Consider the following 24,938-nt stretch of genomic DNA (forward strand, 5'->3'; position numbering starts at 1 on the left):
GATTTTTGTGATTACGGGCTTTATTTTTTTCGTTTCATCCGTTATAATGAGTCCATAAATGAATATTAGCTCGTATAATCGCAGGGATATGGCTTGCAAGTTTCTACCGGTCCACCGTAAATGGACTGACTACGAGTGATGGATCTTTTTTGGCTTATTCATATTTCTATGAAGTACAGCCCGGAATGATGGTCTTTCACTTGTTGGGAGACTAATCATTTCGGGCTTTTATTATTTTGGGGAAAACATGGAGGGACAGCAGGTGCAATTACTAAAAGAGAAGATTATAAATGAAGGAATAGCCCTTTCTGAAGAAGTTTTGAAGGTAGACTCCTTTCTTAACCATCAGATCGATCCGGTATTAATGGCTGAGATGGGTAAAGAATTTGCGAGGTATTTTAATAACAAAGGAAAGAAAATAACGAGAGTCCTTACCATTGAATCCTCAGGAATCGCTATTGGCTTGACTACAGCGCTGGAACTAGGGGTACCACTAGTATTCGCAAGGAAGAAAAAGTCTTTAACGATGTCTAATGATATATTTGTGGCAAAAGTTTACTCCTTTACAAAACAAGAGAGCAATGACATTACCGTATCGAAGCGTTTTTTATCGTCTGATGACCATGTGCTGGTCATTGATGATTTCCTAGCTCACGGGGAGGCTGCTCTAGGTTTGGCTTCCGTGGTAGAGCAGTCGGGAGCGAGTGTTGCGGGAATTGGTATTGTGATTGAGAAGTCATTCCAAGCAGGGGCCGAGAAATTGAAGGAAGCCGGTTATGATGTTCATTCGCTAGCTCGAATTAAAGGCATGCAAAAAGGGAAAGTAGAATTTATGGAGGAGGAACTAGTGAAATGAGTCAAAAGTCCAGCGTACATTACCCATGGTATAAAAAAGAAGACACAGATGCTTTTTTTGCCCTATTTCAGAATAACCTAGCCAATTTTGTGGTGATTGCCGTTAGTATGTTAGGGATGGGATTTCCAGCCAGTATCGTATTTGGAAAGGTGCTTCCGGGTGCAGCGGTTGCTGTATTAGTAGGTAACCTCTATTATGCTTATATGGCCAACCGTTTGGCCCAGAAGGAAAAACGAACAGATGTCACAGCGTTATCCTATGGAATTAGTACTCCTGTTATGTTTATCTTCCTGTTTGGTGTATTGCTTCCAGCTAAGACGCTAACCGGAGATCCGGAGATGGCTTGGAAAATTGGTCTTGCGGCTTGTTTCTTAAGTGGACTTATTGAAGCTGTTGTTAGCTTTTCTGGGAACTGGATTCGTGATCACTTGCCTCGCGCGGCTATGCTTGGTGCTCTAGCAGGGGTTGCGGTCACTTTTATTGCAGGTGAGATGCTATTTAAAACGTTTGAATTACCGGTAGTCGGTCTGTTAGTTTTAGCTATTATCATTCTAGGTATTGTTGGAAAAGTAGCCCTTCCGTTCAAGATTCCTGCTTCTTTGTTTGCCATTATTATCGGTACGGTACTTGCTTATGTATTAGGACAAGTAGATACAGCGAAGGTAACAGAAGGACTTTCTCATGTAGGTTTCTATCCTATTTTACCAACACTTGAGTTTGTTGATGGATTTACCTACTTGTTTGGAGCAATGATTGGTCTTTTTGCCGTGCTACTGCCAATTACCATTTATAATGCGATTGAGACGATGAACAATGTGGAAGCTGTTGCGGTTACAGGTGATCGCTACGATGTTAAAGAATGTCAAGCGGTTGATGGTGTAGGTACGATGCTAGGAGCTGTATTCGGTGGACCATTCCCAACGACGGTGTATATTGCATCGATTGGTTCGAAGTGGATGGGAGCAGGGCGAGGATATAGTATCCTTAATGGAATTGTTTATGTTGTTGCTGCGATGTTTGGATTGATTGCTGCCATGTCTGCCATTATTCCGGTTGCAGTGGTTGCTCCGATTCTTGTGTTTGTGGGAGTATCGATGGTGTCTACTGCGTTTCAATCAAATGAAACCAAGTACTTCCCAGCTGTTGCCATTTCCATGCTGCCTTACGTTTCCAACTACTTGATGACCCGTTTCAATGGGAAAGCAGGAGAAGTCGTTGAAGGAATATCGACTGGGATTGTTCCATTGGGTCAAGGTGCGATGTTTACGGGAATTATTCTTGGTGCGATTACCGTCTTTATCATTGACCGTGATTTCAAGCAAGCTGCGATATTCTCGATGATTGGTGCGCTATTATCCTATGTAGGTTTAATGCATGCTCCTTCGCTTGCAATTGGAGCAGCTAATGATTTTGCTCTTGGCTACATCATTATGGGGTTATTCTTTGTATACTATACGTTTACTTATCGTGCGGAAGCTTCTGTTTCAGGACAAAACAGTGACCAAGTGAAGAAAGCCTCGTAATTTAGAAAAAACGCTCCTTTAAGGGGCGTTTTTTGTGTAAAAAATAGGTAGGATTTTCCTGTTAGCGTGCCGAACATAATAGTAGAGTACAAAACAAGGAGGGCTTTGGTTTATGCCATTTCAAAATCCAAGCAATGAAGAGCGTAAAGAAATCTTAGAACAAGCGAAAACGATTGCAGTTGTCGGTTTGTCTGATAACCCTGACAAGACAAGCTACATGGTCACGCAAGCCATGCAAGCGAAAGGATATAAAATTATCCCCGTTAATCCTACAGTTAAGGAAGTGCTAGGGGAGAAAGCAGTAGCCTCCTTAACAGAAATTGAAGAGCCTGTAGATATTATTAATGTTTTTCGAAGAAGTGAACAGATCATGCCTGTAGCGGAAGAGGCAGTCAAGTACGGAAAAGCTAAGGTGTTCTGGCTTCAACAGGGAATCTATAATGAAGAGGCAGCAGAGTACTGTGAAAAGCACGGGATGAAGGTTGTGATGGATCAATGTATTAAAGTGGATCACGCGATATTAGTGCGAAAATAACAAGGTAGCCGTCTCCACTTCCACTTCGGAGGTGGAGTTTTAATTTTCCTCTGCAGGGTAAACTTAGATAATGGGAATCTAAGTTGTTAAGGAGGGGCCTCATGCCACGAAAGTTATTCTCCATTATGTTCACTCTTCTATGTTTGTTTACCACAGCTTGTGCTACTCAGAATGCTGAAGAAGCTGAAGCTGATAAGACTTTAGCTCAAGAAGTTGTTAGGCAGTTTGAACAATCGCAATCCTCTATCACTTACAGCGACCCAGCTACCTTTACCCAGGGAGATCAGTTTTTGACACCAGAGTTTGCTGCACAATATCATGAGATGAGGGCGGGGATGGAACAATTTATACTCGATTCGAAATCGACAGTAACAGGAACAGAGCCTACGATCACTTTCGTTAAACGAGAAGGGAACGATCTTTTCTATACCCTAGAATCTACTCGAACGATTGCAAGTGAGGAAACAAATGCATCGGCTGAATCTCATATTAAATATTTAGTTACTGTCACTAAGAAAAATAGTGAGAGTTATTTAATTAGTAATATGGAAGAGACGAGTTAGCAAATCTCCTGACTATGAATGGGTAGAGATATCTTTCATAGTCAGGAATTTTTCATTTGTTTGTAGAAGATAGACGAATGAATTTATCCTCATCAGCGTACATTTACTAGAGAAGCGCCCACCCAAATATCCTTGGTATATTAATTTTAATATTTTGATAAGATTAAATATATAAAATAATATAAATTGACACACAGAAGAAAAGGATGGTAGAATGAACCTAAGTAACACTTGAGGGAGGCAAGGATGCTGACCTAGCGGTGAGAATGGTTTTTTTCACAATTTATGAAGCAGCATGGCAAGGGCGCTATGCAATGGCTACCATCCTGAATTTTTGTTACGGAAGGCAAGGCTGTTGCATGGCGTTTTTTTGTCCTGTCAGAATCTGTGTAGACGAAATATTAGGCTTGTGGTTTTAGCTCGTGTAACCAACAGTACACTGTACAAGAGCGTGGTGATCCTATGGGGAAAAAGGCGTTAATCGTGATTGATGTAATCAATGACTTTGTGAAGAATTCGGAGGGGCCTCTTTTTTGTCCTTCAGGTAAGATGGTAACACGAAAGATAAAAGAAAGCGTGGCTTATTTTCACGAAACACAACAGCAAGTGATCTATGTTCATGATTCTCATCGGAAGAATGATGCTGAATTTTTGCTGCGGCCGCTTCATGCGATATCAGGAAGTTGGGGAGCAGAACTCGCGGATGAGTTAAAGGCTGATCAGGAGGAAGAAGACTACCATATATTAAAGAGGAGACATAGTGCTTTCTCTTACACGGACCTGGATCTTTTTCTACGAGAGGAAAAAATTGAAGAAGTCGTGTTGGTAGGCGGCATGACTCATGTTTCTATACGAAGTACAGCTTCAGATGCTTTTTACCAAGCCTATCAAGTCACTGTTTTAAGTGATTGCTGTTTTTCTCAATCAGAAGAACTTCATCAATCGGGGTTGCAAGATATTGGGATGTTCGCAACCATTTGTACTTTTCATGAATTTGTAGGAATGACCGAGACTGAAAGATAAACAGAAAAAAAGAAAAAAGAAATAAAAAATAGGGTAGAGGCGATCGAATGATACAGATCAATCTTTGTCTATCTGAGCAGCAATTCCATGAGGAACTTGGCAAGGAGCTGAAGACGCTCGGTTATCGGGTCGTAGACAATTTGAACGCTGAACAAAATGTCAGTCACATTTCTATAGTAGATCAAAAGGTATTAGAAGAGTTTCCATCTAAATTTAACTATCCCATCCTGTATACAGAACAGATGGCTGAAGAAACCATTAAGGTGGTTGACCTTTACACTTGCAGCGGCATTATTGACGCCTCCTGTACAGGCTATTTGCTTAAGGGTGTTGTTGAAGTTTGTTGGGCTAGAAAAAAGGAACGAGAACAGCTTATGAAAGAAAACCAGAAGCTGAATGCGAAGTTACAGGATCGCAGAATTATAGAAAAGGCTAAATTCGTCCTCATGAAGCGACATCGGACTTCAGAAGAGGAAGCATACCGTAAGATGCGAAGTAAAGCGATGCGTGAGCAAAAGAGTCTAAGAGAAATTGCGGATCTCATTCTTCTTCACGAGGAATAAGAAAAAGGAGGCAGACGGAATGAAAGGAAACAAACATGCGGTACTTGTCATTGATATGTTAAATGATTTTATTGGACCTAATGCAGCATTGCGTTGTGAAGCGGGGGAGGAAATTGTGCCTAACATCCGCAAGATGATTGATTTTGCGCATGATAAGGGCATCCAGGTTGTACATATTCAAGAGGCCCATCGCAAGAATGACGCTGATTTCAGAGTAAGGCCTGTTCATGCCATAAAGGGTACATGGGGTTCACAGTTTATTAAGGAACTCGAACCCGAGGAAGATAAAGGAGATTATGTGGTGCAGAAACGTCGCCATAGTGGCTTCTCTTATACGGATTTAGATTTATTCCTCCGTGAAGAGAAAATTGATACGGTCGTCCTGACAGGGGTATGGACGAATGTTTGTGTGAGAAGTACAGCGTCAGATGCACTTTACAGAGGATATAATGTCATTTGCCTAAGTGATGGAACAGCGTCCCAAACCGAGAACATGCACGAGGCCGGACTTCGGGATATGTCATTGTTTGGGGTGGTCATGAGTACGGAAGAGTATATGTTGGAAGCTGAGAGTAAGTTTGAGAACAGGGATTCTGCTTAGTGGCAGCATGCCATTTTAGTTGCGGGAGGATGCGATAATGGGGGAAGCATTGGGGATGGTCGAGACCAAGGGACTAGTAGGCGCTATTGAAGCCGCAGATGCAATGGTTAAGGCAGCAAATGTAGAGATTTGTGGTTATGAGAAGATTGGGTATGGGCTTGTTACCGTCTTGGTAAAAGGGGATGTAGGCGCTGTTAAAGCAGCGATTGATGCTGGGGCTGAGGCAGCTAAACGCGTCGGGGAGTTAGTCTCCGTTCATGTTATTCCACGTCCCCATAGTGAAGTGGAGAGAGCAATTCTTTCTAAGATGAACGTATAACCATAATAAAGAACGGATTGAGTTAGAAATGGGCAAGTACAATTTCTAACTTTATTTTTTCTATTGTTACCTTTCGGAGAGGAACGTGTGGCTCATGAATATTGGTTTAGTCATTGGAAGAGTGATTGCGACCAGGAAAGATGAGAGACTTGTAGGAACGAAACTGCTTATTACGCATCCTATTGATCTTGAAGGAAAATTATGTGGACAACCTCTTGTAACGGTAGATACCGTCGGGGCAGGAATAGGGGAGAAGGTGATTTATGTTTCAGGCAGTATGGCGGCACGTGCCATATATCAGAAAGAAGCTCCTGTAGATGCTGCTATTGTAGGAATCATTGATCATATTGAGAGTCAAAAGCCAGAGGACTAGGAGGCGGTGGTATGCCAGTGGCGTTTTTGCAAGAGCTTTTGCGAATGAATAGTTCGAATCCCCCTGGGAATGAGCATGAAATAAGTAAGGTGTTAGCAACGCGCTGTGAGAGAATCGGAATGCCAGGTAAGATCTTGAAGCTAAATGATCAACGCAGCAACTTTGAAGTGCGATTAAAGGGGCAAGGGGAAAAGGTGCTATTCTTTTGTGGGCATATGGATACCGTGTCCCCAGGAAAGATAGAATGGGACTACCCACCGTATTCCGGAGAAATCGTAGATAACCGCCTTTATGGTAGAGGCGCATCAGACATGAAAAGTGGACTAGCTGCTATGCTTTTAGCCATGGAAGAACTACATCAAGAAGGCAAGGTGTTAGGCGGGGATATCGTCTTCCTAGCGACTGCTGGGGAAGAGGTCGACAGTTGTGGCGCTCGAAACTATCAAGAAACAGTCGGGATGCGGGATGTTGATGCGATCGTAATTGCCGAACCGACTCATGAGAAAGTAGTCATAGGTCATAAAGGGGCTCTTTGGCTAGAAATAAAAACTTTCGGTAAAACGGCGCATGGTTCCATGCCTGATCAAGGCATTAACGCCATTGAGCATATGATGAGAGTGATTGAGCTGATTCAGTCCTATAATTTGGAATGGAGGATGGAGAGCGATCCTCTAGGACAAAGCAGTATGACAGTCACACAGATTGGAGCAGGAATTCAAACGAATGTGATCCCAGATCAATGTTTTCTTCATGTTGATATTCGCAGTGTTCCCCCTCAGTCTCATAAAGAGCTTGTGGCAGAGCTGCGCTCAAAACTAGAGAACTGGCAACGCAAGGTACCCGGATTTCGCGCGGAGTGCAGAGAATTGTTAGATCGTGCGGCTGTACTGACAGACTCTAGCAGTTCTATCATTCAGACCGCCCTGCAGATTAAAGGACAGGGACAAAAAGATTGTTATGGTGTCTCTTATTACACTGATGCATCTGTCCTCAACCCCTATAGTAAAATTCCAACTCTCATCTATGGTCCCGGAGATGAAAAATTAGCCCATCAGCCAAATGAATGGGTAGATATTAGCGCTTATTTACGCTCTATTGCTTTTTATAAGGAGTTGGCTACTCGATTTCTCAGCTCTTGATTAGGTTAAATTGAATAGATATCTGAGGGTCTCATTGTGGTTAAATGAGGCCCAGATTTGGTTGGATTAGAGGTTTGAGGGTCTCCATGTTTTCAACCAAGAAAAGAGGAGCAACGCCAGGCTGCTCCGTAATGTTCATAAGTATTTATCGGGGTAACCCCGCCCTCTTTTAAAATTTATCCATGGAACATGAAATTAATGATGAAGGCAGCGCTGATGCAATACACAATCCATTGAACCTCTTTTGCACGACCTGTAAATACTTTCAGTAGTGTATAAGAGATAAATCCAAAGGCTAATCCTTCTGCAATACTAAATGTAAGCGGCATCATAATGATGGTTAAGAAGGCAGGAACGACGTCAGTAAAGTCATCAAATCGGATATGTGCAATCTCATTAAGCATGAGAGCACCAACCAACACTAATACTGGGGCAGTTGCAAAGCCAGGAATGAGCATAACTAAAGGGGTAAAGAACAGAGCGAGTAAAAAGAAGGCAGAGATGAAAAGGGCTTTTAGTCCTGTGCGTCCTCCTTCAGCAATCCCAGTCGCGTTCTCAATGTAGGCATTCATGGCAGTCGACCCCATGGCAGCGCTGCTCATTGTTGCAATGGCATCCGCAGTAAGAGCACGGTTAAGGTGTTTAATCTTTCCGTCTTTGTCCATTAGACCTGCTTTCTTGCTGAGTCCAAGGAGAGTAGCTAAGTTGTCGAACAACTCAACAATGGTAAAGGAGAAGATGACAGAGATAATCCCATAGCTAATAGCCGCCATGACATCCATTTGCATAAAGGTCTCAGACAAGCTTGGGAGGGTAAAGGATACGATATCCCCTAGCCCGGTTGGTGTTTGAGCTGCTCCTACAATCATGGCTGCAACGGTAGTTAGGAGGATACTGATGACTAAGGCTCCTTTTACCTTTCGGGTGAGTAATACCGCAGCCAAGATGAACCCTGATAAAGCTAATAGTGGTCCGGCAGAAGTAATAGAGCCTAAGGCGACAAAAGTCGCATCACTCTGTACGATAATTCCTGCATTCTTTAAACCTATAAAAGCAATGAAAAGACCGATACCAACACCGATAGCTGACCGGAGTACTTCAGGCACTCCTTCAACCAGTTTCTTACGGATACCTGTAAGAGTCAAAATGAGAAAGACGACACCTGAGATAAAAACCGCACCTAACGCTGTCTGCCAGCTTAACCCTTGGCCAAGGACAACGGTATAGGTAAAGAAGGCATTGAGTCCCATACCGGGAGCTACGGCAATTGGCATGTTCGCCCATAAAGCAAAAAGAACGGTTCCAATCACGCTGGCCCAGATCGTAGCAGCTATAGCCGCTTCCTTCGGAATACCAGCATCAGCAAGTATTGCTGGATTAACGAAGATGATGTAACTCATCGTCATAAAAGTGGTGATGGCAGCGATAAATTCGGTTCGAATGTTGGTTCCGCGCTCCGTTAATTTGAAAAAACGATCAAGCTTAGATAAGTTCTCTGATGGGAGGTTCTTGCCGGCTTGTTCCAATTGTGGATCAACGGACATCTGTCCATTCCCCTTTCCCTTTTAGAATTGGCCCATGACACTCTCAAGATTGTTTCCCCCAGTAATTGTCTGCGTGCTTTCCATCACCTCCTGTAGGCATGAAAAATCCTGGCGAGAAGAAAACATACCACGTCTGGCATGTCTTCCTCGTAGCCAGGAAATTTACGGTTTCCCTGTAGAGACCCACAGCCCATATTGCCGTGGTTATACGAGTTGAGGGCAAAATACCCACCCTCTGTTAGCATTTTATAGGGGCTGGAATATAATGTCAAGAATATTTTTATTATTTTTAATCATTAGTTTTTAATAACCGAAGTCTAGCTAAATCTAAAACTTACCTTATTATGGGTAACTCTATGTTAGTATGTTGACTTTATTGAAGGTTATGTATATTATGAAAATAACAATTTACAAACTGAATATTGCTGTGGCGAATGAACATTATGGGAGAGACTGAACTTTAAGGTTTCAGCACCGAAGGAGCAAGTCCCAAAAATCCTTGGGGTTAAACTCTCAGGTAGAGGTACCATAGTGGGACGCACCTCTGGAGAGAGTCTATTGTAAGGCCACCCAAGGGGAAGAATCTCTTGATTATCCAGTCAAGAGATGAAAGCTCTCAGGTAAAAGGACAGAGGAAGGGTAGAGCGGGTGGCTCTACCTTTCCTCTGTCCTTTTTTCTAGTCCTGTCAAACACAGTACAAGGAAAAGGTAATCTGTTTTTTCATCATCTCGATGGGGGGATTTCTAGAATGGAGCAAGTAAAGGAAATAGAGACGATTTGTAGCTTTTGCGGAACGGGATGCGGCCTTACGGTCCAAGTAGAAGAAGGCCTCATCTCTAAGGTGAAAGGAAATCCTGACAATCCTTCTAGCCATGGGGAAACTTGTGTCAAGGGTGCCTTAGGATGGGGGTATGTTTATAGTGATAAGCGTTTGAAGCACCCTCTCATTCGCAAGGAGGGTAAGCTAGTCCCGAGTTCCTGGGAGGAAGCGATAGAGCATATTGCGGTGAACTTCGAGAAGCTCAAGAACAGCTACAGTCCAGACGCCTTAGGCTGTTTTAGTTCATCACGGTCAACGAATGAATTAAACTATCTTGCAGCTAAACTGATGAGAACGGTGATTGGCACGAACAATATTGACAGCTGTAATCGAACCTGACACGCACCAAGCGTCACCGGTCTGGTGGCGGTTTTCGGTACAGGTGCTGCAACAGGTTCCTATGATGAGATGGAGCATGCGGATGTGATTATTGCTTGGGGAAGTAATACACAGGAGTGTCATCCTATCATATTTAATCATATCCGAAGAGGGATTAAAAACGGGGCGAAAATGATCGTCATTGATCCAAGACAGATTGATCAGACGAAGCTGGCAGAGAAGTGGCTTCCCGTTCGCGTAGGTACAGATATTGCTTTAGCGAATGCCATGGCTCATGTCATCATAGAGGAAGGATTGCATAATCAAGAGTTTATTGAAAGGGCTACATTAGATTTTGAGGCTTATCGTAAGCATGTAGAAGATTATACGCCTGAAGTCGCTGAGAAAATTACAGGCATACCGGCAGCCGACATTAGAGAAGTTGCCAGAATGTACGCTACTGCGGAAAAGGCGATTATCAATTGGACGCTTGGAATTACGGAACATCACAATGGAACAGAGAATGTGTTTGCTTTAATTAATCTAGCTTTATTGACAGGCCATATTGGGAAGTTTGGTTCCGCCCTGAATCCTTTGCGAGGTCAGAATAATGTACAGGGCGGGGGCGACATGGGAGCCTTGCCTAATCGATTGACAGGCGGTTGGCTGTACAATGATCCAGAGGGAAGAGCACGGTTTGAAAAGGTATGGGGAAGTCCTATACCAGAGAAAGAAGGGAAGCATCAGACAGCCATGCTGGATGCGATGAAGCGTAAAGAGATCAAGGGACTATATGTTATAGGAGAGAATCCAGTACAATCTGATGCAGACAGTCATCATATTGAAGAAATATTTGACGGTCTTGAATTCTTAGTTGTTCAAGATATTCTTATGACGAAAACAGCAGAGAAGGCGGATGTCGTCTTGCCTGCTGCAGGTTGGGCTGAGAATGATGGGACAGTGACCAATTCTGAGCGTCGGGTGCAACGAGTCAGACCTGCGATTAAGCCCCCTGGGGAAGCCAAGCAGGATCACGATATTGTTCAGATGATAGCGAATCAGATGGGGGCAAGTTGGAAGTATGCAACGGCTGAAGAAATATGGGAAGAGATTCGCCTTGTCGCTCCGAATTTTGCAGGCATAAACTATTCCCGTTTAGAGCAGGAGGGTGGACTGCAGTGGCCATGTTTAGATGAGTCCCATCCCGGTACTCCGTTCTTGCATGACCGGTTATGGAAGGAAGAAGTAGGGAAGAAAGCCGGATTCCATCCTACTTCCTATCAAGCACCTGTGGAGGAGCCAGATGAGCAGTATCCTTATCAGCTGACAACTGGCAGGAGATTGTCCTTCTACAACACAGGAGTGCAAACACAAAATTATAAGAAGATAAAAGATGCTGAAGAGTTTCTTGAGATTTCACGGGAAGATGCTGAGCAACTAGGGCTTAAGGAAGGGGAATTTGTCCGGGTTACTTCAAGGAGAGGGACGGTAAAAACGAAGGTGAAGATCAGCAAAAAGGTATGTCCAGGCTTAGTCTTCATGTCGTTCCACTTCCCGGATCAGACCAATACGAACCAATTGACGATTAATGCAACCGATCCTCTTGCGGGGACAGCCGAATTTAAAGCCTGTGCTGTGCGAATAGAACCATTGCAAGCGGGTTAATACAATGGCAAAGTAAAAACTCATAGGGTTTTCCCTATGAGTTTTCAATATTCATTTTAAATATTTTAATTATTCTTGACATTAGTGAAGATATCTTCTAAGATCTACCTAAACACCTAAAATTTCCAAATCCTCGTATAACTCCAACAATAAGGGTTGGGGGTCTCTACTGGAAGCCGTAAACATTCCTAGCTACGAGAAGAATCCGCTGTGAAGTGGCTTTTTCTCGTAGCTGGGAATTTTTGTGTATACCTTACTTGTTTAAGAGAGGGAGAGGTCATTTGAAGATGATAAAGTTTCGCGTAAACAACCAGCCCGTTTCTGTTGCCGCTCATCCTGCTAAGCCCTTACTAGATGTGCTAAGAGAAGAATTAGAGCTAACGGGAAGCAAAGAATGCTGCGGTAAGGGAGAATGCGGAAGCTGTTCAGTGATATTGAATGGCGAAGTCGTTTGTTCCTGTCTGATTTTAGTTGGACAGGTAGAAGGGGAAGATGTGTTGACTGTAGAGGGGATTGGGAATCCGGAGTGCCTTGATCCGATTCAAGAAAGCTTTATTGAGTGCGGAGCGACCCAATGCGGTTACTGTACGCCGGGGATTATTGTAGCCGCGAGATCCTACCTTGATCATCTCCAGCAGCCACCGACCCAGGAAGAAATTAAGGATGCCTTAGCTGGGAATCTATGCCGCTGCACGGGTTATACCAAAATTATTGAAGCCGTCCATCATGCCGCACAAAAGCAGTGGGTGAATAAATGAAGTCGTTTCCTTTTGAACTCTTTCGCCGTTTGTTGTCTGAGGTGGAAGCAGGCCGACAGGCTTATCTTGGCACTATCGTGGATGGAGAAGAGGAAGAGGTAAAAGGTAGCCATACGTTATGGAATGATTTGGGCCAGGTCCTCGTTTCAGAAGGTTCTATTCCTCTTATCTTTTCGAAGCAAGTGGGTCTCCATTCAGCTATTGTTCAAGGAAAATCTGTTGAATGGGTGGTAGAATCTTATTCTGCTCAGCCGACTTTACTTATCTTTGGAAGCGGTCATATCGCAGAGAGTTTAGTTACATTAGGGAAATTCCTCTCTTATAAAGTGATCGTCGTAGATGATCGTCCAGAATATACAACAGTCCAACACTTCCCAGCGGCTGATCAGGTCATTTGTGGGCCGTTTGAGCAGGTCCTCTCCACCCTCCCCATTCATGCTGGATGTTATGCTGTTTTAGCCACGAGAGGACACCAAACGGATACCATCTGCTTGGAGCACTTGCTGGTTAAAACCTTACCTTACATCGGGATGGTTGGCAGCAGCCGCAAGATTCAAAGTATCAAATCCTTGTTGCAAGTACGAGGCTTGGATTTGACAGAACATAAAAATGTATTTGCTCCCGTAGGAATTGACATGCACTCCGAGACTCCTCAAGAAATCTCTTTGTCTATTCTGGCAGAAATTGCGCTCCTTCGCTTTGGAGGCACGGGGCAGTCCTTGTCTTCTCTTCCTCAGCATAAGGTTCATAAGAAGGATTACCAAAGGATGAGGCAGGAGCTTGATTTCATTCAAGTGATGGAGCAAGCATGGTCAGGAGCAGAGACCTTTGCCACGGTTACGGTAGTAGATTCCTCAGGTCATGTCCCAAGAGGGATTGGAACAAAGATGCTGGTATGGAAGAATGGCCGTACCTATCAAACGATTGGCGGAGGGCGGAGAGAAAATGAAGTGATCGCCTTGGCTCTTGAATGCATACAAGAACGAAGGGCGATGAAGCATGAGGTAGACTTCAGTGGCCGTTATGACTCCTATCAGCCCGTATGCGGAGGTCGTTATACTCTTTTTATTCAACCTTACTCTCCCTCCTTAATAGAGGTTTAAGATGATTGCCGCCATATTCCTTGCTGCAGGCCAATCCTCGCGAATGGGACAGCCGAAGGGCCTTCTTTCTTGGAGAGGGAAGCCGCTCTTTGACTACCAGCTCCAACAGTTAAAACGCTCGAGCGTAGAGAAAATCGTTGTTGTTTTAGGTCATCAGCCTGAAAACTATCAATCTTTTATCGAATCAACGGATGGACGATGTATTCTAGTGCAGAATGATCACTGGCATCTAGGAAGAACTTCCTCGATTCTGAAAGGAATTAGCCACATTCAAGATTCTGTGGATGCCCTTCTTTTCGTCAACTTAGACCAGCCTATTTCTCCCTCTATCATTGCCCAATTACGGACATCATTTGAAAAGACTTCTTCTATGATCCACATTCCGAGTTATCAAGGGCGAAGAGGTCATCCTATCTTGATCTCCTCGGAGCTGCTCGGTGCCCTTCACTCCATATCGGAAGAGACCCAGGGGCTTAAATCAATTGTTCGAGAGTACGAAAAAGAGATTGCTTACGTTGAAGTAGAAGATGCTTCGGTTCTATATAATTTCAACACGCCAATGGATTATAAGGAGGGAGTACCTGATGAGAATCTCAGAAATGGAACTGATCTCACCTAAATCAGTTCTAGAATGTTTAAGCTACCTGCAGGATACAGATCGCGATATCCGACTTATTGCGGGTGGAACGGATACGGTCGTCCAAATGAAGGAAGGAAAGGGAAGGCCCAAGACGTGGGTAAACATCAAAGGGATAAAGGAGCTTCGCTTTATTCGCGAGGAAGATGATGGGATTCATATCGGCCCCCTAACGACTCATACAGACCTGATTAAATCCAGAATCATCCAATACCAAGCACAAGCTCTTGCGGACGCCGCTTGGGAGGTGGGAGCTACGCAGATTCGTAACATGGGGACCCTTGGCGGCAATCTGGCAACAGCTTCTCCTGCTGGAGATACCATACCGGCACTTTACGTTCTTGATGCAGTAGTAGAATTACAATCTATTGCGGGAAAACGAAAGGTACCTATTGAAGACTTTTTCTACGGTCCAAGGAAAACAGCTATAAATAGGAATGAGATGATTACGAATATTATCATCCAACCGCAAAAAACAGACGAAGTGTCCATCTTTCAAAAGCTAGGGCCACGCAGGGCTCAGGCCATCTCGATTGTGAACGTTGCGATTAGGCTGCGCATGGGGAAGGAGAAACGTGAGTGCATTGGTGGAAAGATTGCCTTCGGGTCGGTAGCACCAACCGTCATTAGAGCTCATAAATGTGAGTCTCTCCTTCGTGTTTCTCCCTTGACAGAAGAGATGATTACGAATATCGGAAAAGTAGCCTGGAAAGAGGTGGCACCCATTTCAGATATTAGAGCATCCGCAGAGTACCGCAGGGATATGGCAGGCGCCATACTCGAAAGAGGTTTATATCGCTTGATGAAAAGGTGGGAAAATCGATGAACGACTATAAATGGGTAGGGAAAAGAGTTCAGCGTAAAGATGGTCCGGAGAAAGTTACGGGCTCCTTAAGGTACATGACAGATTATAACTATCCTAATATGGTATGGGGAAGGGTGCTTAGACCGAAGTATCCATTTGCGAGGATTAAGCGAATAGATACCACAAGGGCCAAAGCCTATCCAGGGGTTGTATGTGTACTAACCCATGAGGATATTCCCGGTTTTAATGGATTTGGAATTGTCATTCCGGACCAGCCGGTGCTCTGTCATGATGTGGTGCGCTGCATGGGAGATGCGGTAGCCTTAGTGGCAGCAGAAACGGAAGAGATTGCAGAGCTTGCATTAGAGTTGATTGAGGTAGATTATGAGATCTTGACACCGGTTACAGATCCAGAGGAAGCGATAAAAGAAGAATCACCTTCATTACATCCATCGGGAAATATCCATAGCCGTGTTCAGGTGAACAATGGAGATGTGGAAAAGGCTTTTGCTGAAGCTGATGTTATCGTAGAAAACACCTATTATTCCCCAAGGCAAATGCATGCCTTCATTGAAACCGAAGGGGGATGGGGGATGCTGGAGGCTGATGGATCATTAACCATTCGATGTCCGGGACAGTATGCCTTTCGTGATCGATTGCAAATTGCGAGAGTCCTCGCGTGGAATCCTAGTCGAATCCATGTTATTTCCAATCCAATTGGTGGAGGATTTGGAGGGAAAGATGAAATTACAGTACAAATCTACTTAGCTTTACTTGCACTTCACACTGGAGGTAGACCAGTAAAAATTCATTATAAGAGGGAAGAGTCCGTTATAGCTGGGATTAAAAGACATCCCTTCAAAGTGACCATGAAAACAGCTGCAAAAAGAGATGGCACCCTTCTCGCCAATCAGGTTAAAGCTTTTGCTGACACCGGAGCCTATGCTTCACTTGGTGGGGCCGTAATTAGTCTAGCCATTGAGCATTCCTGCGGTCCTTACTATATTCCCAATGTGGACTTAGATGGCTACTGTGTCTATACCAACAATGGGATTGCCGGGGCTTTTCGAGGTTTTGGGGTGAATCAAGTGTGTATGGCCATCGAAGCGAATCTAGAAATGATTGCTGAAAAAATTGGCATGGATCCTATCGAAATTCGCAAGAAAAATGTCTACCATCAAGGTGGACTCTCAAGTATGGGGAACCGGGTCACTAGCAGTGTGGGAACATGGCGAACATTAGAGGAAGCGGAAAAGTGCGATTTGTGGAAGAACCAAGACCAATATAAAACCCCTTCAGAGCCATGGAAAAAGCGTGGAATTGGAGTCGCCTCCTCTTTTCACGGGATTGGAATGGGGATTGGTTTGCCTGATTATGGAGCAGCAACCATTGAGTTGCTCCCAGGCGGCAGGTTTAAGGTAGGAGTTTGTTCAGAGGATATAGGACAAGGAAATGGAACGGTATTTGCCATTGTGGCAGCAGAAGCTTTGCACTGTCATATAAATGATATAGATGTGGTTCAAGGAGATACGAGGAGAACGATTGACAGCGGAACAGTATCCGCATCTCGATCGACTTATGTGGGAGGAAATTCCGTCCTTGCAGCTGCACCTCACATGATTCAATTGTTAAAAGAAACGGCAGCAGAAATCTTCCAAGTCCCGATTGACCAGGTAGAATATGATCAAAATAAGCTTCGGCTTGCTGGGGCATCTGAGGGGAAGTCCGAGCTCACTTATGCTGACATCTATCACTATCTCTATGAACATCGCCGCGAGACGAAAGTTGAAGGACATTTCATGGTTCCTAAAGCCGATAAGCAGATTGGAAACAATGTGGGAATGCCGCACAAACTCTATGGCTATCAAACTCACGTCGTCATGGTTGAAGTGGACACATTGACAGGTGAAACGGAAGTGCTGCGGGTCGTCTCCATTCCAGACTGCGGGAAGGTTATCAATCTGCAGGGACTCGAAGGCCAGACAGAAGGTGGAGCGGTAATGGGCATCGGTTATACGTTGTATGAAGATACCGTGATAGAAGGCGGCTATAATAAAACAACGAACTTTACGAATTACATCCTTCCCACCTTCAAAGAAACCCCGGTGATTGAAACGATCCCCGTCGAAGAATTGGAGGATACAGGCCCATTCGGAGCAAAAGGGATTGGAGAAGTGGTGATGATTCCGATTATCCCGGCTATCATGCAAGCGATCTATGATGCAACAGGAGCTCGAATAAATCATTTGCCAGCCACACCAGAGAGAGTCTACAAAGCTATGAAGGAACAGGGGAGAATCTAATGCCCTCCCTAGCATTCCCAAATAAAAAATAAGGAAGTGGATGGGTTGCAAACCTCCTCCGTCGTATCACGTCCAATTATCCAATACACCAGAGATGGATGGAAGAAACTCGTCGATCAAGTGGCTGCAGAATACCCTTTAACGATCAAGATTAATGGTCAAGAATTTGCTACGTTGGTTTGTACTCCAGAATATATTGAAGATTTGGTTGTTGGATTTTTGATGTCAGAGGGAGTGATCTCACAATTTGACGATATTGAGGGGATGGTCCTGCAAAAACACGTTGGCATCATCCAAGTAACCTCTAAGAAAGTCAATCCCTACTATCAGGAGTTTCACAGCAAGAGGTACATTGCTTCTTGTTGCGGCAAGGGCAGGCAAGGATTTTACTTCCTGAATGATGCTCGTATGGCTAAGGATCTCAAGCAAGCTAAAAATACCACACTTACTGTAGAGCAATGTTTCTCGTTAATGGACCAACTGCACGCGACTTCTACCACCTTCCAATGCACAGGAGGCGTCCATAATGCTTCGTTGTGTGATAAACAGGGGATAATAGTCTCACGAATGGATATTGGTCGTCATAATGCATTAGATAAGATTTATGGCCACTGCTTACGAAACCAGATTTCTTTGTCTGGAAAGGTAATGGTCTTTAGCGGTAGGATATCGTCAGAGATTCTCCTGAAAGTAGCGAAGATCGGCTGTGAGATGGTACTCTCTAAGTCCGCTCCGACAGAACTTGCCTTAGAGCTGGCTCAGGATCTTGGCATTACAACGGTTGGATTCATCCGTAAGGACTCTTTAAATATCTATACACACCCGGAGCGAATAGAAAATCTAGTGGATGATTAAGGTGGAAGGAAGTGGGAAGCGCAGAAGATGGAACAGGAAATCTTAGATATCTACGACGAACACTTGAATCATATGGGAACAGCGCCCCGAGAAGATGTGCATAAGAGAGGATTGTGGCATAGCACTTTTCATTGTTGGGTGGTTCTACGCGTTGGTGGACGCCTCCACATCCTGTTCCAAAGGAGAAGTGAAAATAAAGAAATCTATCCCAATCTACTATCGGTTACTGCGGCCGGTCACTTATTCGCCGGGGAAAATCCGCGGGATGGGGCACGTGAATTAGAAGAAGAACTAGGGATTAAGATTCGGACAGAAGACCTTATTCCCCTAGGTAGTATGAAAGAGATTCTTCATTTTGGAAGGTTCTACGACAAGGCCATTTATCATATATTTCTCTATGAGAGTGAGGTTCCAATAGAGCAGTACCAGCTTCAAGTCGAAGAAGTAAAGGCTATCCTGCAGCTTGAACTGGATCAGGTCATTGCTTTGTTTCAAGGTGAAAGGCGGACGGTCAGGGCAAAAGGTTTTGGTGTGGATGCTCAAGGGAATCGGACCGAGCTTATGCAAGTGGTGAGCAAGCAAGATTTTGTTCCACATGAGACTTCCTATTATCTCTGGGTATTTGAAAAAATAAGGTTTATTTTTAATTATTGACAATATAAAGAAAATTCATTACAATAAAATTGTAATGATTAGGATAGAGCAAGGGTGCTTATCCTAACCATCTCCTAAGGAACATGATATCTGTACATGGCAACGATGCTGTGTGAAAGTAACGTCGGCAGTGGCGTCTTTTGCACAGCTTTTTATTTATCACCTATCACATACCATGCATGGCAAGGGTGCTATGAATGAGATCCGCAAAGTATAACGCGGTCTACTATTCTAGTGCCCTTTTCTATATAAGCCAACCTCAGTTTAAAAGAGAGGGGGAAAAACGGAAATTCTGTAAATTGAAGAAGTCATAATAAATCTCATATCAAACATGATCATTTATCTAATTTGAGGAGGAATCAATACTATGGATCTTATTCTAAAAAACGCTAATATTCCGCAAGGGGATAGACAAGTTCGCACAAATATCCTAGTTAAAGATGAGAAAATTGTTGGTTTTATTGATTCCGTTGACGGTATTCAAGCGAAGCAAGTGATCGATATGGAAGGAAAGCTCGTCGTACCAGGATGTATTGACCCTCACACTCACTTCATGGACCCTGGGTTTGAGCATCGTGAAAATTTTGCAACGGGTACGATGTCAGCGGCCGCAGGCGGCGTGACCACTATTATCGATATGCCTTGCTGCAGTAAGCCTTCGGTAAGAAGTGAGGATAGCTTCTATGCCAAGCTGAACCCCATTAAGGAAAAAGCCTATATTGATTTTGCTTTCTGGGGAGGGATGACCGGCGAAGATGTAAGGGAAGGATGGCTGGATAATGTATGGGGGCAAATTGAAGCTGGTGTAACGGCTTTTAAGGTCTATATGACACCTTCCGTACCGACGTTCCCTAAGGTTACTGATGCTGAGATGCTGGAGATCTTCTATAAAGTAGCAGAAACGGGCTTACCGATTGGAATTCATGCTGAAAACTATGATATTTGCAGCTTTTACACAGAAAAACTGAAAAACGAGGGAAGAACAGATGGTCCGGCTTGGGCTGAAGCGAGAAAAGCTTTGGCTGAGAAAGTGGCGATCGAGTTAATTATTTCCTATGTAGAGGAGACAGGAGCTAGGGCGCATATTGTGCATATGAGTACGAAGGAAGGCGCTGAGTTGATCCGTCGGGCAAAGGAGCGCGGGGTCAAGATTACAGCAGAAACCTGCCCGCATTATCTCATGCTTAATGCGCAGGATTCGATGACGGAGCATGGAACGTTTGCGAAGATTGCTCCTCCGCTTCGCGGGAAGGAAGACAATGAGGTTCATTGGAAAGCATTAGCAGATGGAACGATCGATTTTGTGGGAACAGACCATGCCCCGTATGAGATTGCAACGGAAAAAGCAGCAGAAGACTCCACCATATGGAACAGCTTCCCTGGTATTCCGGGTGTAGAGACGATGGTTCCTATCCTTGTAAGTGAGGGATTAAACAAAGGTCGCTTGTCTCTGTCTCGATTTGTAGAAGTGACCAGCCGAAATGCAGCGATTCACTTCGGACTCTATCCGAAAAAGGGAGCGATGGAAATCGGAAGTGATGCTGACTTTACGGTCATCGATTTGGATAAAGAAGGGGTCATTGATCAGGAGAAGACCTACTCCATGGCCAAGTACAATCCATTGCATGGCATCAAGTTGAAAGGGATGCCGGTGATGACGATTATCCGCGGCAATGTCGTTTTTGAAGATGGAAAAGGAATCGTGGCTGAGGAAGGATTTGGCCAATACACTAAGCGCCAATCGCCAACCCAGCTACAAAGCACTTTAAAGTTCTAAAACAAATGTAGAAGATGGGAAAGGTGGACAAAAGATGAAAGGAAATAAACACGCGCTTGTCATTATTGATATGCTGAATGATTTTATTGGACCTAAGGCCTCGCTGCGCTGCGAAGCTGGAGAGGAAATTGTTCCGAATATCCGCAAGCTCATTGATTTTGCTCATGACCATGGCATTCAAGTGATTCATGTTCAGGAATGGCATCGCGTGGGAGATGCTGATTTCCGAGTTCGTCCCGTGCATGCCATCAGGGGAACATGGGGGGCAGAGTTTATCTCTGAATTAACACCTGAAGAAGATAAGGGAGATTATGTGGTTCAGAAGAGACGCCATAGCGCCTTTTCTTACACGGATATGGACCTTTTCCTTCGCGAAGAGAAAATTGACACGGTCGTTTTGACAGGGGTATGGACGAATGTCTGCGTACGCAGTACAGCATCTGATGCACTCTATCATGGTTACAATGTCATTACGATTAGTGATGGAACGGCCTCTAAAGACCAGAGCATGCATGAATCAGGGCTTCGTGACATCGGGATTTTTGGAGAAATTTATTCTTCGGATGAATACATCGAAGCTTTCAAGAAGAGCTTAACGAATCAGCAATCCGCATCATAAGACTTAAGTAAAGAGAGGGAAACGGATGAAGCTCATTGTCGGGATTACAGGCGCAAGCGGTTCCCTTTATGCCTATACACTTATTCGGACGCTCCATGAGCTTGGGGTTGACACGTATGTCATCGCAACAGGCATGGGCGAAAAGGTATTGCAGTTCGAGTGCGGGCTCAGCATGCAAGACTTAAAAGAGTACGCGACCTTGCTGAACAACCAAAATCTTTTTGCCTCTGTCGCGAGCGGATCGTTCAAAACCAATGGGATGGTCATCGTCCCCTGCTCCATGAACACGCTTGGCTCCATTGCAAATGGAGTTGGCGATACCTTGATGAATCGAGCAGCGAGTGTCGTTTTAAAGGAGAATCGGCGATTGGTTATTGTGCCAAGAGAAACTCCCCTCAGTATCATCCACCTTGAAAATATGTTGAAACTCGCGCGGGCGGGAGCTAGCATGATGCCGGCTTCCCCCGGCTTTTATCATCGCCCCGGGGAAGTATGGGAATTAACGAATTTCATGGTGGCAAGGATACTAGACGCTTTTGACATCGAGCATGATTTGATGGCCCGATGGGGGGAGAAGCAAACCCAATAAGAGATGGAGAAGATGGAGACTATGAATACGACTCTGCGTCAGCTGATCGACTACTGGGATACAAAGGGTGTAATGCTGAGGATCAGGCGTGAAGTTGACCCTTACTTCGAATTGCCTGGAGTGATCAGCAAGAAAGATGGACAGCCATTCTACTTTGAGAAGGTGAAAGGCTATCAGATGCCGATGGTGGCGGGATTCGGAGCTGATAGAGGGCTAATGGCTGACTCGATGGGGATTGAAGAGGGTCAGCAGCTTATACCGAAGATGATTGATTCCATCGTCAATCCCCTTCCTACGACGAAGTGGGCCACAGGCCCAGTTCAAGAAAATGTTATCACCAAAAATATTCAATTGGATAGAATTTTTCCAATCTGCACTTACAACGAGTTTGATTCAGGTGCCTTTATTGTAGCCGGCGTGCTTGTTGTAAAGGATCTAAGCGGTCAAAAACGATATACCTCGATTCGTCGCATGCAGTTCTATGGAGGAAATCGTTGCGGGATTCTGATTACATCCCCTGAGCTAAGGGAGCAGTATCGGCAATTTGAACAAGCGGGAGAACCGATGGAGATTGCGATTATGATGGGTGTTGTACCGGCTGTGGTGCTGAGCTCCCAGATTAGTACCCATCTCTATCATGCGGATAAACTTAATGTCGCTAGTGCGATGCTAGGAGAATCCCTGCCAGTTGTTCAGTGCAAAACCGTAGATTTAGAAGTGTTGGCCGAAGCCGAGATTGTATTGGAAGGACGAATGTTGCCTCATGTGAGGGAAGAAGAAGGGCCATTCGGTGAGCTGGCGGGTTACTATGGTGTTCAATCTCCCCAACCTGTGGTGGAAATCTCCGCTGTAACGTATCGGAATCAGGCCATATGCCAGACGATTTTACCTGCTAGCTTTGAGGAAAAGTTGCCTATGGGATTAGTGAGAGAAGTTACGCTTCTCAGTTCCGTTCGCCAAGTCGTACCGAGTGTCAAAGATGTCCATATCACGATGGGTGGTGTGGCCCGATATCATGGCGTCATTCAAATTGAAAAACGTTCGGAGGGTGACGGGAAGCAAGCGGCCTTAGCGGCTTTTGCCAGTGATAAGGACTTAAAGCATGTGGTCGTTGTGGATGAAGATGTGAATATCTTTGATCCTTCGGATGTAGAATGGGCGATCGCCACTCGCGTTCAGGCTGATTTGGACATCTTTATTGTTCCTGGGGCCAAGGGTTCACCGTTAGAGCCGTCACACAACCTGCGAGGTGTAACGGCCAAGATGGGGATCGATGCGACGGTTCCTTTGACTGAAAAAGAGAACTACCAGCGGAAGAGGATTCCAGGTGCCGACTTCATCCGATTAGAAGACTACCTCTAGGGTCTGGAGTGAGAAATAAATGGAAGCCATAGGAATGGTAGAAATGAGAGGTTTAGTTCCAGCCATTGAAGCGTTAGACGCGATGACAAAAGCGGCAAATGTTCGATTAATTGACCTTAAGGTCGTCGGTTCAGGTCTCGTCTGTGTGATCATCACAGGTGACGTGAGTGCTGTGAAGGCCGCCGTTGACATAGGCAAGACGGTTCATACAAGAACCGGAGGCGAATTAATTGCCGAAAATGTGATTCCTCGCCCTCATCCCGAACTAGAAAAAATGTTGTGAGTGTAAGGAGGTGATAGTTAGTGGCGAAGTTTATGAAAGACATTGTCCATGAAGTCCTAAATCGCAATAAAGTGACATCTATGGTCGGGCAATCTGCTTCTGTCCCATCTGCAGGGGCAACTCCCACGATTCCGGGAATTCATCGCCCGAATTATCAGAGGGAAAAGAGTAGAGAAAGACTATTACCAGAGCGTCCCGGAAACGTGCAGCAAACGGAGCGAGCCACTGAACAGACAAGGATGAATCAATTATCATCCTTGCAGATGCTCACAACAGCAGGAGCCATTAGCCGTCAGGGTCCACAGCCTCCGGCAAGGCCGGATGGCAAACCGCAACAAGGAGCACAGTTGATTGGGAAGACAAGAAAAAATCAATATGTTTGGCTGTTTCCGAGTCCGAATCGTAACATTCCTTCTATTTCATATAGTGATTCCACCGGCATGATCACAGGGGCATCCACCCATCCTGGAACCTTCTTTTTATTTGACCAAATAACGAGAGAGCTCCCGGAGGTATCCTGCGGAGTGTTGGGGGAAAAAGAGAGGAATGGGCTGCCTGATGTGATAAAGATTCATTCCAAAGATCAACAGCTTACTCAAAAGGTGTTGCGAGAAATTTATAATCAGTTGAATCGACCTTCGGCTCGCGTCATTGAGTCCTATGTAGCAGCTAGGCCTTCCCGATTTTTATTAGATTGTTTTAACCTCAAAGATGGAATATGTGTGGGGCTCATCAACGGAGTTTCATATGTAAATGGAATAGCGTTATTAGATCGTTATATGAAGAATGACCCAGAATCCTCCTTCCAGTTTGATTTGCGTGATGATTGTCTTCTGATAACAGGACAGAGCGGTTATGTGGAAACTGTTATAGAAAAGTTGGAAAAGGATGCTGAAAAGCTATTTTCTTAGGAGACGCAGCTGCAGGAAGGAGAAAAATAGGAGATGCAATTTGCATTAGGTTTGATTGAGACGGTTGGTTATGCGACAGCAGTTTCAGCTGCTGATGCTGCGTTAAAGGCAGCGAACGTAGAACTTGTGGGAGTCGAGCGAGTCATTGGTGTAGGTGGAGCATTAGGAGTTACGATTCATCTCAGTGGAGACGTAGGTGCTGTCAAGTCAGCTGTCGATGCAGGGAAGATGGAAGCGGAAAGAGTTGGCCGAGTGATATCTGCCCACGTCATCCCACGAACTCATCTGGAAGTGAATGAAAAATTGCTTCCTCACTTTTCCTTCATAAAGGAAGAGAAGAAAGCTAAACCCAAAAAAACTAGCTCTTCACGCAAGAAAAAAACGAAGGGAACAACAACGGAGGAATCTTCTGTTGATCATAACGAAGAATCATAATAAG

General features: G+C 44.6%; 26 protein-coding genes, 1 pseudogene and 5 riboswitches. Of the genes and pseudogenes, 26 read left to right on the forward strand and 1 reads right to left on the reverse strand.

Features of this window, described 5'->3' with window-relative positions:
- The first annotated feature begins 50 nt into the window (after positions 1–50).
- A riboswitch (purine riboswitch) is annotated at positions 51–152 on the forward strand.
- Positions 153–262: 110 nt separating this feature from the next.
- From EIZ39_RS16735 to EIZ39_RS16780, 10 genes are all read left to right on the forward strand, one after another.
- The gene (locus tag EIZ39_RS16735; protein WP_129201177.1) at positions 263–856 is read left to right on the forward strand and encodes a xanthine phosphoribosyltransferase; all 594 of its coding nucleotides are present in this window, start codon (positions 263–265) and stop codon (positions 854–856) included.
- On the forward strand, positions 853–2,379 hold the full coding sequence (locus tag EIZ39_RS16740) for an NCS2 family permease (protein ID WP_129201178.1): 1,527 nt from the start codon (positions 853–855) through the stop codon (positions 2,377–2,379). The genes EIZ39_RS16735 and EIZ39_RS16740 overlap by 4 nt, the downstream gene beginning before the upstream one ends.
- 112 nt (positions 2,380–2,491) lie before the next feature.
- Positions 2,492–2,914 (forward strand): CoA-binding protein, encoded by a 423-nt coding sequence (locus tag EIZ39_RS16745; protein WP_129201180.1) that lies wholly within the window; start codon positions 2,492–2,494, stop codon positions 2,912–2,914.
- 101 nt (positions 2,915–3,015) lie between these two features.
- Positions 3,016–3,477 carry a hypothetical protein gene (locus EIZ39_RS16750; protein ID WP_129201181.1) on the forward strand — a complete coding sequence of 154 codons (462 nt, stop codon included), beginning with the start codon at positions 3,016–3,018 and terminating at the stop codon, positions 3,475–3,477.
- 462 nt (positions 3,478–3,939) lie between these two features.
- The gene (locus EIZ39_RS16755; protein WP_129201183.1) at positions 3,940–4,500 is read left to right on the forward strand and encodes a cysteine hydrolase family protein; all 561 of its coding nucleotides are present in this window, start codon (positions 3,940–3,942) and stop codon (positions 4,498–4,500) included.
- A 47-nt stretch (positions 4,501–4,547) separates the two neighbouring features.
- Entirely contained in the window at positions 4,548–5,063 is a 516-nt protein-coding gene (locus EIZ39_RS16760) for an ANTAR domain-containing response regulator (RefSeq protein ID WP_129201185.1), read from the forward strand.
- A gap of 19 nt (positions 5,064–5,082) precedes the next feature.
- Positions 5,083–5,664, forward strand: a complete 582-nt coding sequence (locus EIZ39_RS16765; protein ID WP_129201187.1) for a cysteine hydrolase family protein — start codon at positions 5,083–5,085, stop codon at positions 5,662–5,664.
- A 37-nt stretch (positions 5,665–5,701) separates the two neighbouring features.
- The gene (locus EIZ39_RS16770; protein WP_164985145.1) at positions 5,702–5,983 is read left to right on the forward strand and encodes a BMC domain-containing protein; all 282 of its coding nucleotides are present in this window, start codon (positions 5,702–5,704) and stop codon (positions 5,981–5,983) included.
- Positions 5,984–6,077: 94 nt separating this feature from the next.
- Positions 6,078–6,356 (forward strand): EutN/CcmL family microcompartment protein, encoded by a 279-nt coding sequence (locus tag EIZ39_RS16775; protein WP_129201188.1) that lies wholly within the window; start codon positions 6,078–6,080, stop codon positions 6,354–6,356.
- 11 nt (positions 6,357–6,367) lie between these two features.
- A complete protein-coding gene (locus tag EIZ39_RS16780; RefSeq protein ID WP_129201190.1) occupies positions 6,368–7,495 on the forward strand; it encodes a M20 family metallopeptidase in 1,128 nt (375 codons plus the stop codon).
- Positions 7,496–7,671: 176 nt separating this feature from the next.
- Here the strand turns inward: EIZ39_RS16780 and EIZ39_RS16785 are convergent, their stop codons facing one another.
- Entirely contained in the window at positions 7,672–9,039 is a 1,368-nt protein-coding gene (locus tag EIZ39_RS16785; RefSeq protein WP_129201191.1) for an NCS2 family permease, read from the reverse strand.
- Positions 9,040–9,169: 130 nt separating this feature from the next.
- Positions 9,170–9,271, reverse strand: a riboswitch (purine riboswitch).
- A gap of 202 nt (positions 9,272–9,473) precedes the next feature.
- Positions 9,474–9,578, forward strand: a riboswitch (glycine riboswitch).
- Positions 9,579–9,580: 2 nt separating this feature from the next.
- A riboswitch (glycine riboswitch) is annotated at positions 9,581–9,674 on the forward strand.
- 114 nt (positions 9,675–9,788) lie between these two features.
- Here EIZ39_RS16785 and EIZ39_RS27765 point away from each other — a divergent pair.
- The 16 genes and pseudogenes from EIZ39_RS27765 to EIZ39_RS16860 all read left to right on the forward strand — a co-directional run.
- Positions 9,789–9,950: pseudogene (locus EIZ39_RS27765) on the forward strand (hypothetical protein); the annotation flags it as partial.
- A 21-nt stretch (positions 9,951–9,971) separates the two neighbouring features.
- Entirely contained in the window at positions 9,972–11,843 is a 1,872-nt protein-coding gene (fdhF, locus tag EIZ39_RS27770) for a formate dehydrogenase subunit alpha (RefSeq protein ID WP_368666328.1), read from the forward strand.
- A gap of 113 nt (positions 11,844–11,956) precedes the next feature.
- Positions 11,957–12,058, forward strand: a riboswitch (purine riboswitch).
- Positions 12,059–12,130: 72 nt separating this feature from the next.
- A complete protein-coding gene (locus EIZ39_RS16795; protein WP_240675844.1) occupies positions 12,131–12,601 on the forward strand; it encodes a (2Fe-2S)-binding protein in 471 nt (156 codons plus the stop codon).
- Entirely contained in the window at positions 12,598–13,704 is a 1,107-nt protein-coding gene (locus EIZ39_RS16800; RefSeq protein WP_129201197.1) for an XdhC family protein, read from the forward strand. Before EIZ39_RS16795 ends, EIZ39_RS16800 begins: the two co-directional genes overlap by 4 nt.
- A 1-nt stretch (position 13,705) precedes the next feature.
- A complete protein-coding gene (locus EIZ39_RS16805; RefSeq protein ID WP_129201199.1) occupies positions 13,706–14,323 on the forward strand; it encodes a nucleotidyltransferase family protein in 618 nt (205 codons plus the stop codon).
- Positions 14,289–15,167 carry an FAD binding domain-containing protein gene (locus tag EIZ39_RS16810; protein WP_129201201.1) on the forward strand — a complete coding sequence of 293 codons (879 nt, stop codon included), beginning with the start codon at positions 14,289–14,291 and terminating at the stop codon, positions 15,165–15,167. The genes EIZ39_RS16805 and EIZ39_RS16810 overlap by 35 nt, the downstream gene beginning before the upstream one ends.
- Positions 15,164–17,449, forward strand: a complete 2,286-nt coding sequence (locus EIZ39_RS16815; RefSeq protein WP_129201203.1) for a xanthine dehydrogenase family protein molybdopterin-binding subunit — start codon at positions 15,164–15,166, stop codon at positions 17,447–17,449. The genes EIZ39_RS16810 and EIZ39_RS16815 overlap by 4 nt, the downstream gene beginning before the upstream one ends.
- A 45-nt stretch (positions 17,450–17,494) precedes the next feature.
- Positions 17,495–18,304, forward strand: a complete 810-nt coding sequence (fdhD, locus tag EIZ39_RS16820) for a formate dehydrogenase accessory sulfurtransferase FdhD (RefSeq protein WP_129201356.1) — start codon at positions 17,495–17,497, stop codon at positions 18,302–18,304.
- Positions 18,305–18,331: 27 nt separating this feature from the next.
- Complete coding sequence (locus EIZ39_RS16825) at positions 18,332–18,958, forward strand: NUDIX hydrolase (RefSeq protein WP_129201204.1); 627 nt, start codon at positions 18,332–18,334, stop codon at positions 18,956–18,958.
- 367 nt (positions 18,959–19,325) lie between these two features.
- Positions 19,326–20,735: a dihydroorotase gene (locus EIZ39_RS16830; RefSeq protein ID WP_129201206.1), complete on the forward strand. Its 1,410-nt coding sequence runs from the start codon at positions 19,326–19,328 to the stop codon at positions 20,733–20,735.
- Positions 20,736–20,769: 34 nt separating this feature from the next.
- Entirely contained in the window at positions 20,770–21,354 is a 585-nt protein-coding gene (locus EIZ39_RS16835) for a cysteine hydrolase family protein (protein ID WP_129201208.1), read from the forward strand.
- A gap of 25 nt (positions 21,355–21,379) precedes the next feature.
- A complete protein-coding gene (locus EIZ39_RS16840) occupies positions 21,380–21,943 on the forward strand; it encodes a UbiX family flavin prenyltransferase (protein ID WP_129201210.1) in 564 nt (187 codons plus the stop codon).
- 12 nt (positions 21,944–21,955) lie between these two features.
- On the forward strand, positions 21,956–23,305 hold the full coding sequence (locus tag EIZ39_RS16845; RefSeq protein ID WP_129201212.1) for a UbiD family decarboxylase: 1,350 nt from the start codon (positions 21,956–21,958) through the stop codon (positions 23,303–23,305).
- Between the two features lie 19 nt (positions 23,306–23,324).
- Positions 23,325–23,588, forward strand: coding sequence for a BMC domain-containing protein (locus EIZ39_RS16850; protein WP_129201214.1), 264 nt, complete (start codon positions 23,325–23,327; stop codon positions 23,586–23,588).
- Positions 23,589–23,608: 20 nt separating this feature from the next.
- Positions 23,609–24,499 (forward strand): hypothetical protein, encoded by an 891-nt coding sequence (locus EIZ39_RS16855; RefSeq protein ID WP_129201216.1) that lies wholly within the window; start codon positions 23,609–23,611, stop codon positions 24,497–24,499.
- 33 nt (positions 24,500–24,532) lie between these two features.
- Positions 24,533–24,934 carry a BMC domain-containing protein gene (locus tag EIZ39_RS16860; RefSeq protein ID WP_129201218.1) on the forward strand — a complete coding sequence of 134 codons (402 nt, stop codon included), beginning with the start codon at positions 24,533–24,535 and terminating at the stop codon, positions 24,932–24,934.
- The last annotated feature ends 4 nt before the right edge of the window (positions 24,935–24,938 follow it).

Origin of the sequence: Ammoniphilus sp. CFH 90114 (assembly GCF_004123195.1) — a bacterium.
GTDB lineage: Bacteria > Bacillota > Bacilli > Aneurinibacillales > RAOX-1 > YIM-78166.

Bases quoted from the DNA above. Each gene is read 5' to 3' on its own strand.
- EIZ39_RS16835 (WP_129201208.1), top strand. From the start codon at position 20,770: ATGAAAGGAAATAAACACGCGCTTGTCATTATTGATATGCTGAATGAT.
- EIZ39_RS16745 (WP_129201180.1), top strand. From the start codon at position 2,492: ATGCCATTTCAAAATCCAAGCAATGAAGAGCGTAAAGAAATCTTAGAA.
- EIZ39_RS16750 (WP_129201181.1), top strand. From the start codon at position 3,016: ATGCCACGAAAGTTATTCTCCATTATGTTCACTCTTCTATGTTTGTTT.
- EIZ39_RS16800 (WP_129201197.1), top strand. From the start codon at position 12,598: ATGAAGTCGTTTCCTTTTGAACTCTTTCGCCGTTTGTTGTCTGAGGTG.
- EIZ39_RS16795 (WP_240675844.1), top strand. From the start codon at position 12,131: ATGATAAAGTTTCGCGTAAACAACCAGCCCGTTTCTGTTGCCGCTCAT.
- EIZ39_RS16740 (WP_129201178.1), top strand. From the start codon at position 853: ATGAGTCAAAAGTCCAGCGTACATTACCCATGGTATAAAAAAGAAGAC.
- EIZ39_RS16775 (WP_129201188.1), top strand. From the start codon at position 6,078: ATGAATATTGGTTTAGTCATTGGAAGAGTGATTGCGACCAGGAAAGAT.
- EIZ39_RS16830 (WP_129201206.1), top strand. From the start codon at position 19,326: ATGGATCTTATTCTAAAAAACGCTAATATTCCGCAAGGGGATAGACAA.
- EIZ39_RS16785 (WP_129201191.1), bottom strand. From the start codon at position 9,039: ATGTCCGTTGATCCACAATTGGAACAAGCCGGCAAGAACCTCCCATCA.
- EIZ39_RS16845 (WP_129201212.1), top strand. From the start codon at position 21,956: ATGGAGACTATGAATACGACTCTGCGTCAGCTGATCGACTACTGGGAT.
- EIZ39_RS16810 (WP_129201201.1), top strand. From the start codon at position 14,289: ATGAGAATCTCAGAAATGGAACTGATCTCACCTAAATCAGTTCTAGAA.
- EIZ39_RS16765 (WP_129201187.1), top strand. From the start codon at position 5,083: ATGAAAGGAAACAAACATGCGGTACTTGTCATTGATATGTTAAATGAT.
- EIZ39_RS16850 (WP_129201214.1), top strand. From the start codon at position 23,325: ATGGAAGCCATAGGAATGGTAGAAATGAGAGGTTTAGTTCCAGCCATT.
- EIZ39_RS16760 (WP_129201185.1), top strand. From the start codon at position 4,548: ATGATACAGATCAATCTTTGTCTATCTGAGCAGCAATTCCATGAGGAA.
- EIZ39_RS16805 (WP_129201199.1), top strand. From the start codon at position 13,706: ATGATTGCCGCCATATTCCTTGCTGCAGGCCAATCCTCGCGAATGGGA.
- EIZ39_RS16825 (WP_129201204.1), top strand. From the start codon at position 18,332: ATGGAACAGGAAATCTTAGATATCTACGACGAACACTTGAATCATATG.
- EIZ39_RS16770 (WP_164985145.1), top strand. From the start codon at position 5,702: ATGGGGGAAGCATTGGGGATGGTCGAGACCAAGGGACTAGTAGGCGCT.
- EIZ39_RS16780 (WP_129201190.1), top strand. From the start codon at position 6,368: ATGCCAGTGGCGTTTTTGCAAGAGCTTTTGCGAATGAATAGTTCGAAT.
- EIZ39_RS16840 (WP_129201210.1), top strand. From the start codon at position 21,380: ATGAAGCTCATTGTCGGGATTACAGGCGCAAGCGGTTCCCTTTATGCC.
- EIZ39_RS16860 (WP_129201218.1), top strand. From the start codon at position 24,533: ATGCAATTTGCATTAGGTTTGATTGAGACGGTTGGTTATGCGACAGCA.
- EIZ39_RS16755 (WP_129201183.1), top strand. From the start codon at position 3,940: ATGGGGAAAAAGGCGTTAATCGTGATTGATGTAATCAATGACTTTGTG.
- EIZ39_RS16815 (WP_129201203.1), top strand. From the start codon at position 15,164: ATGAACGACTATAAATGGGTAGGGAAAAGAGTTCAGCGTAAAGATGGT.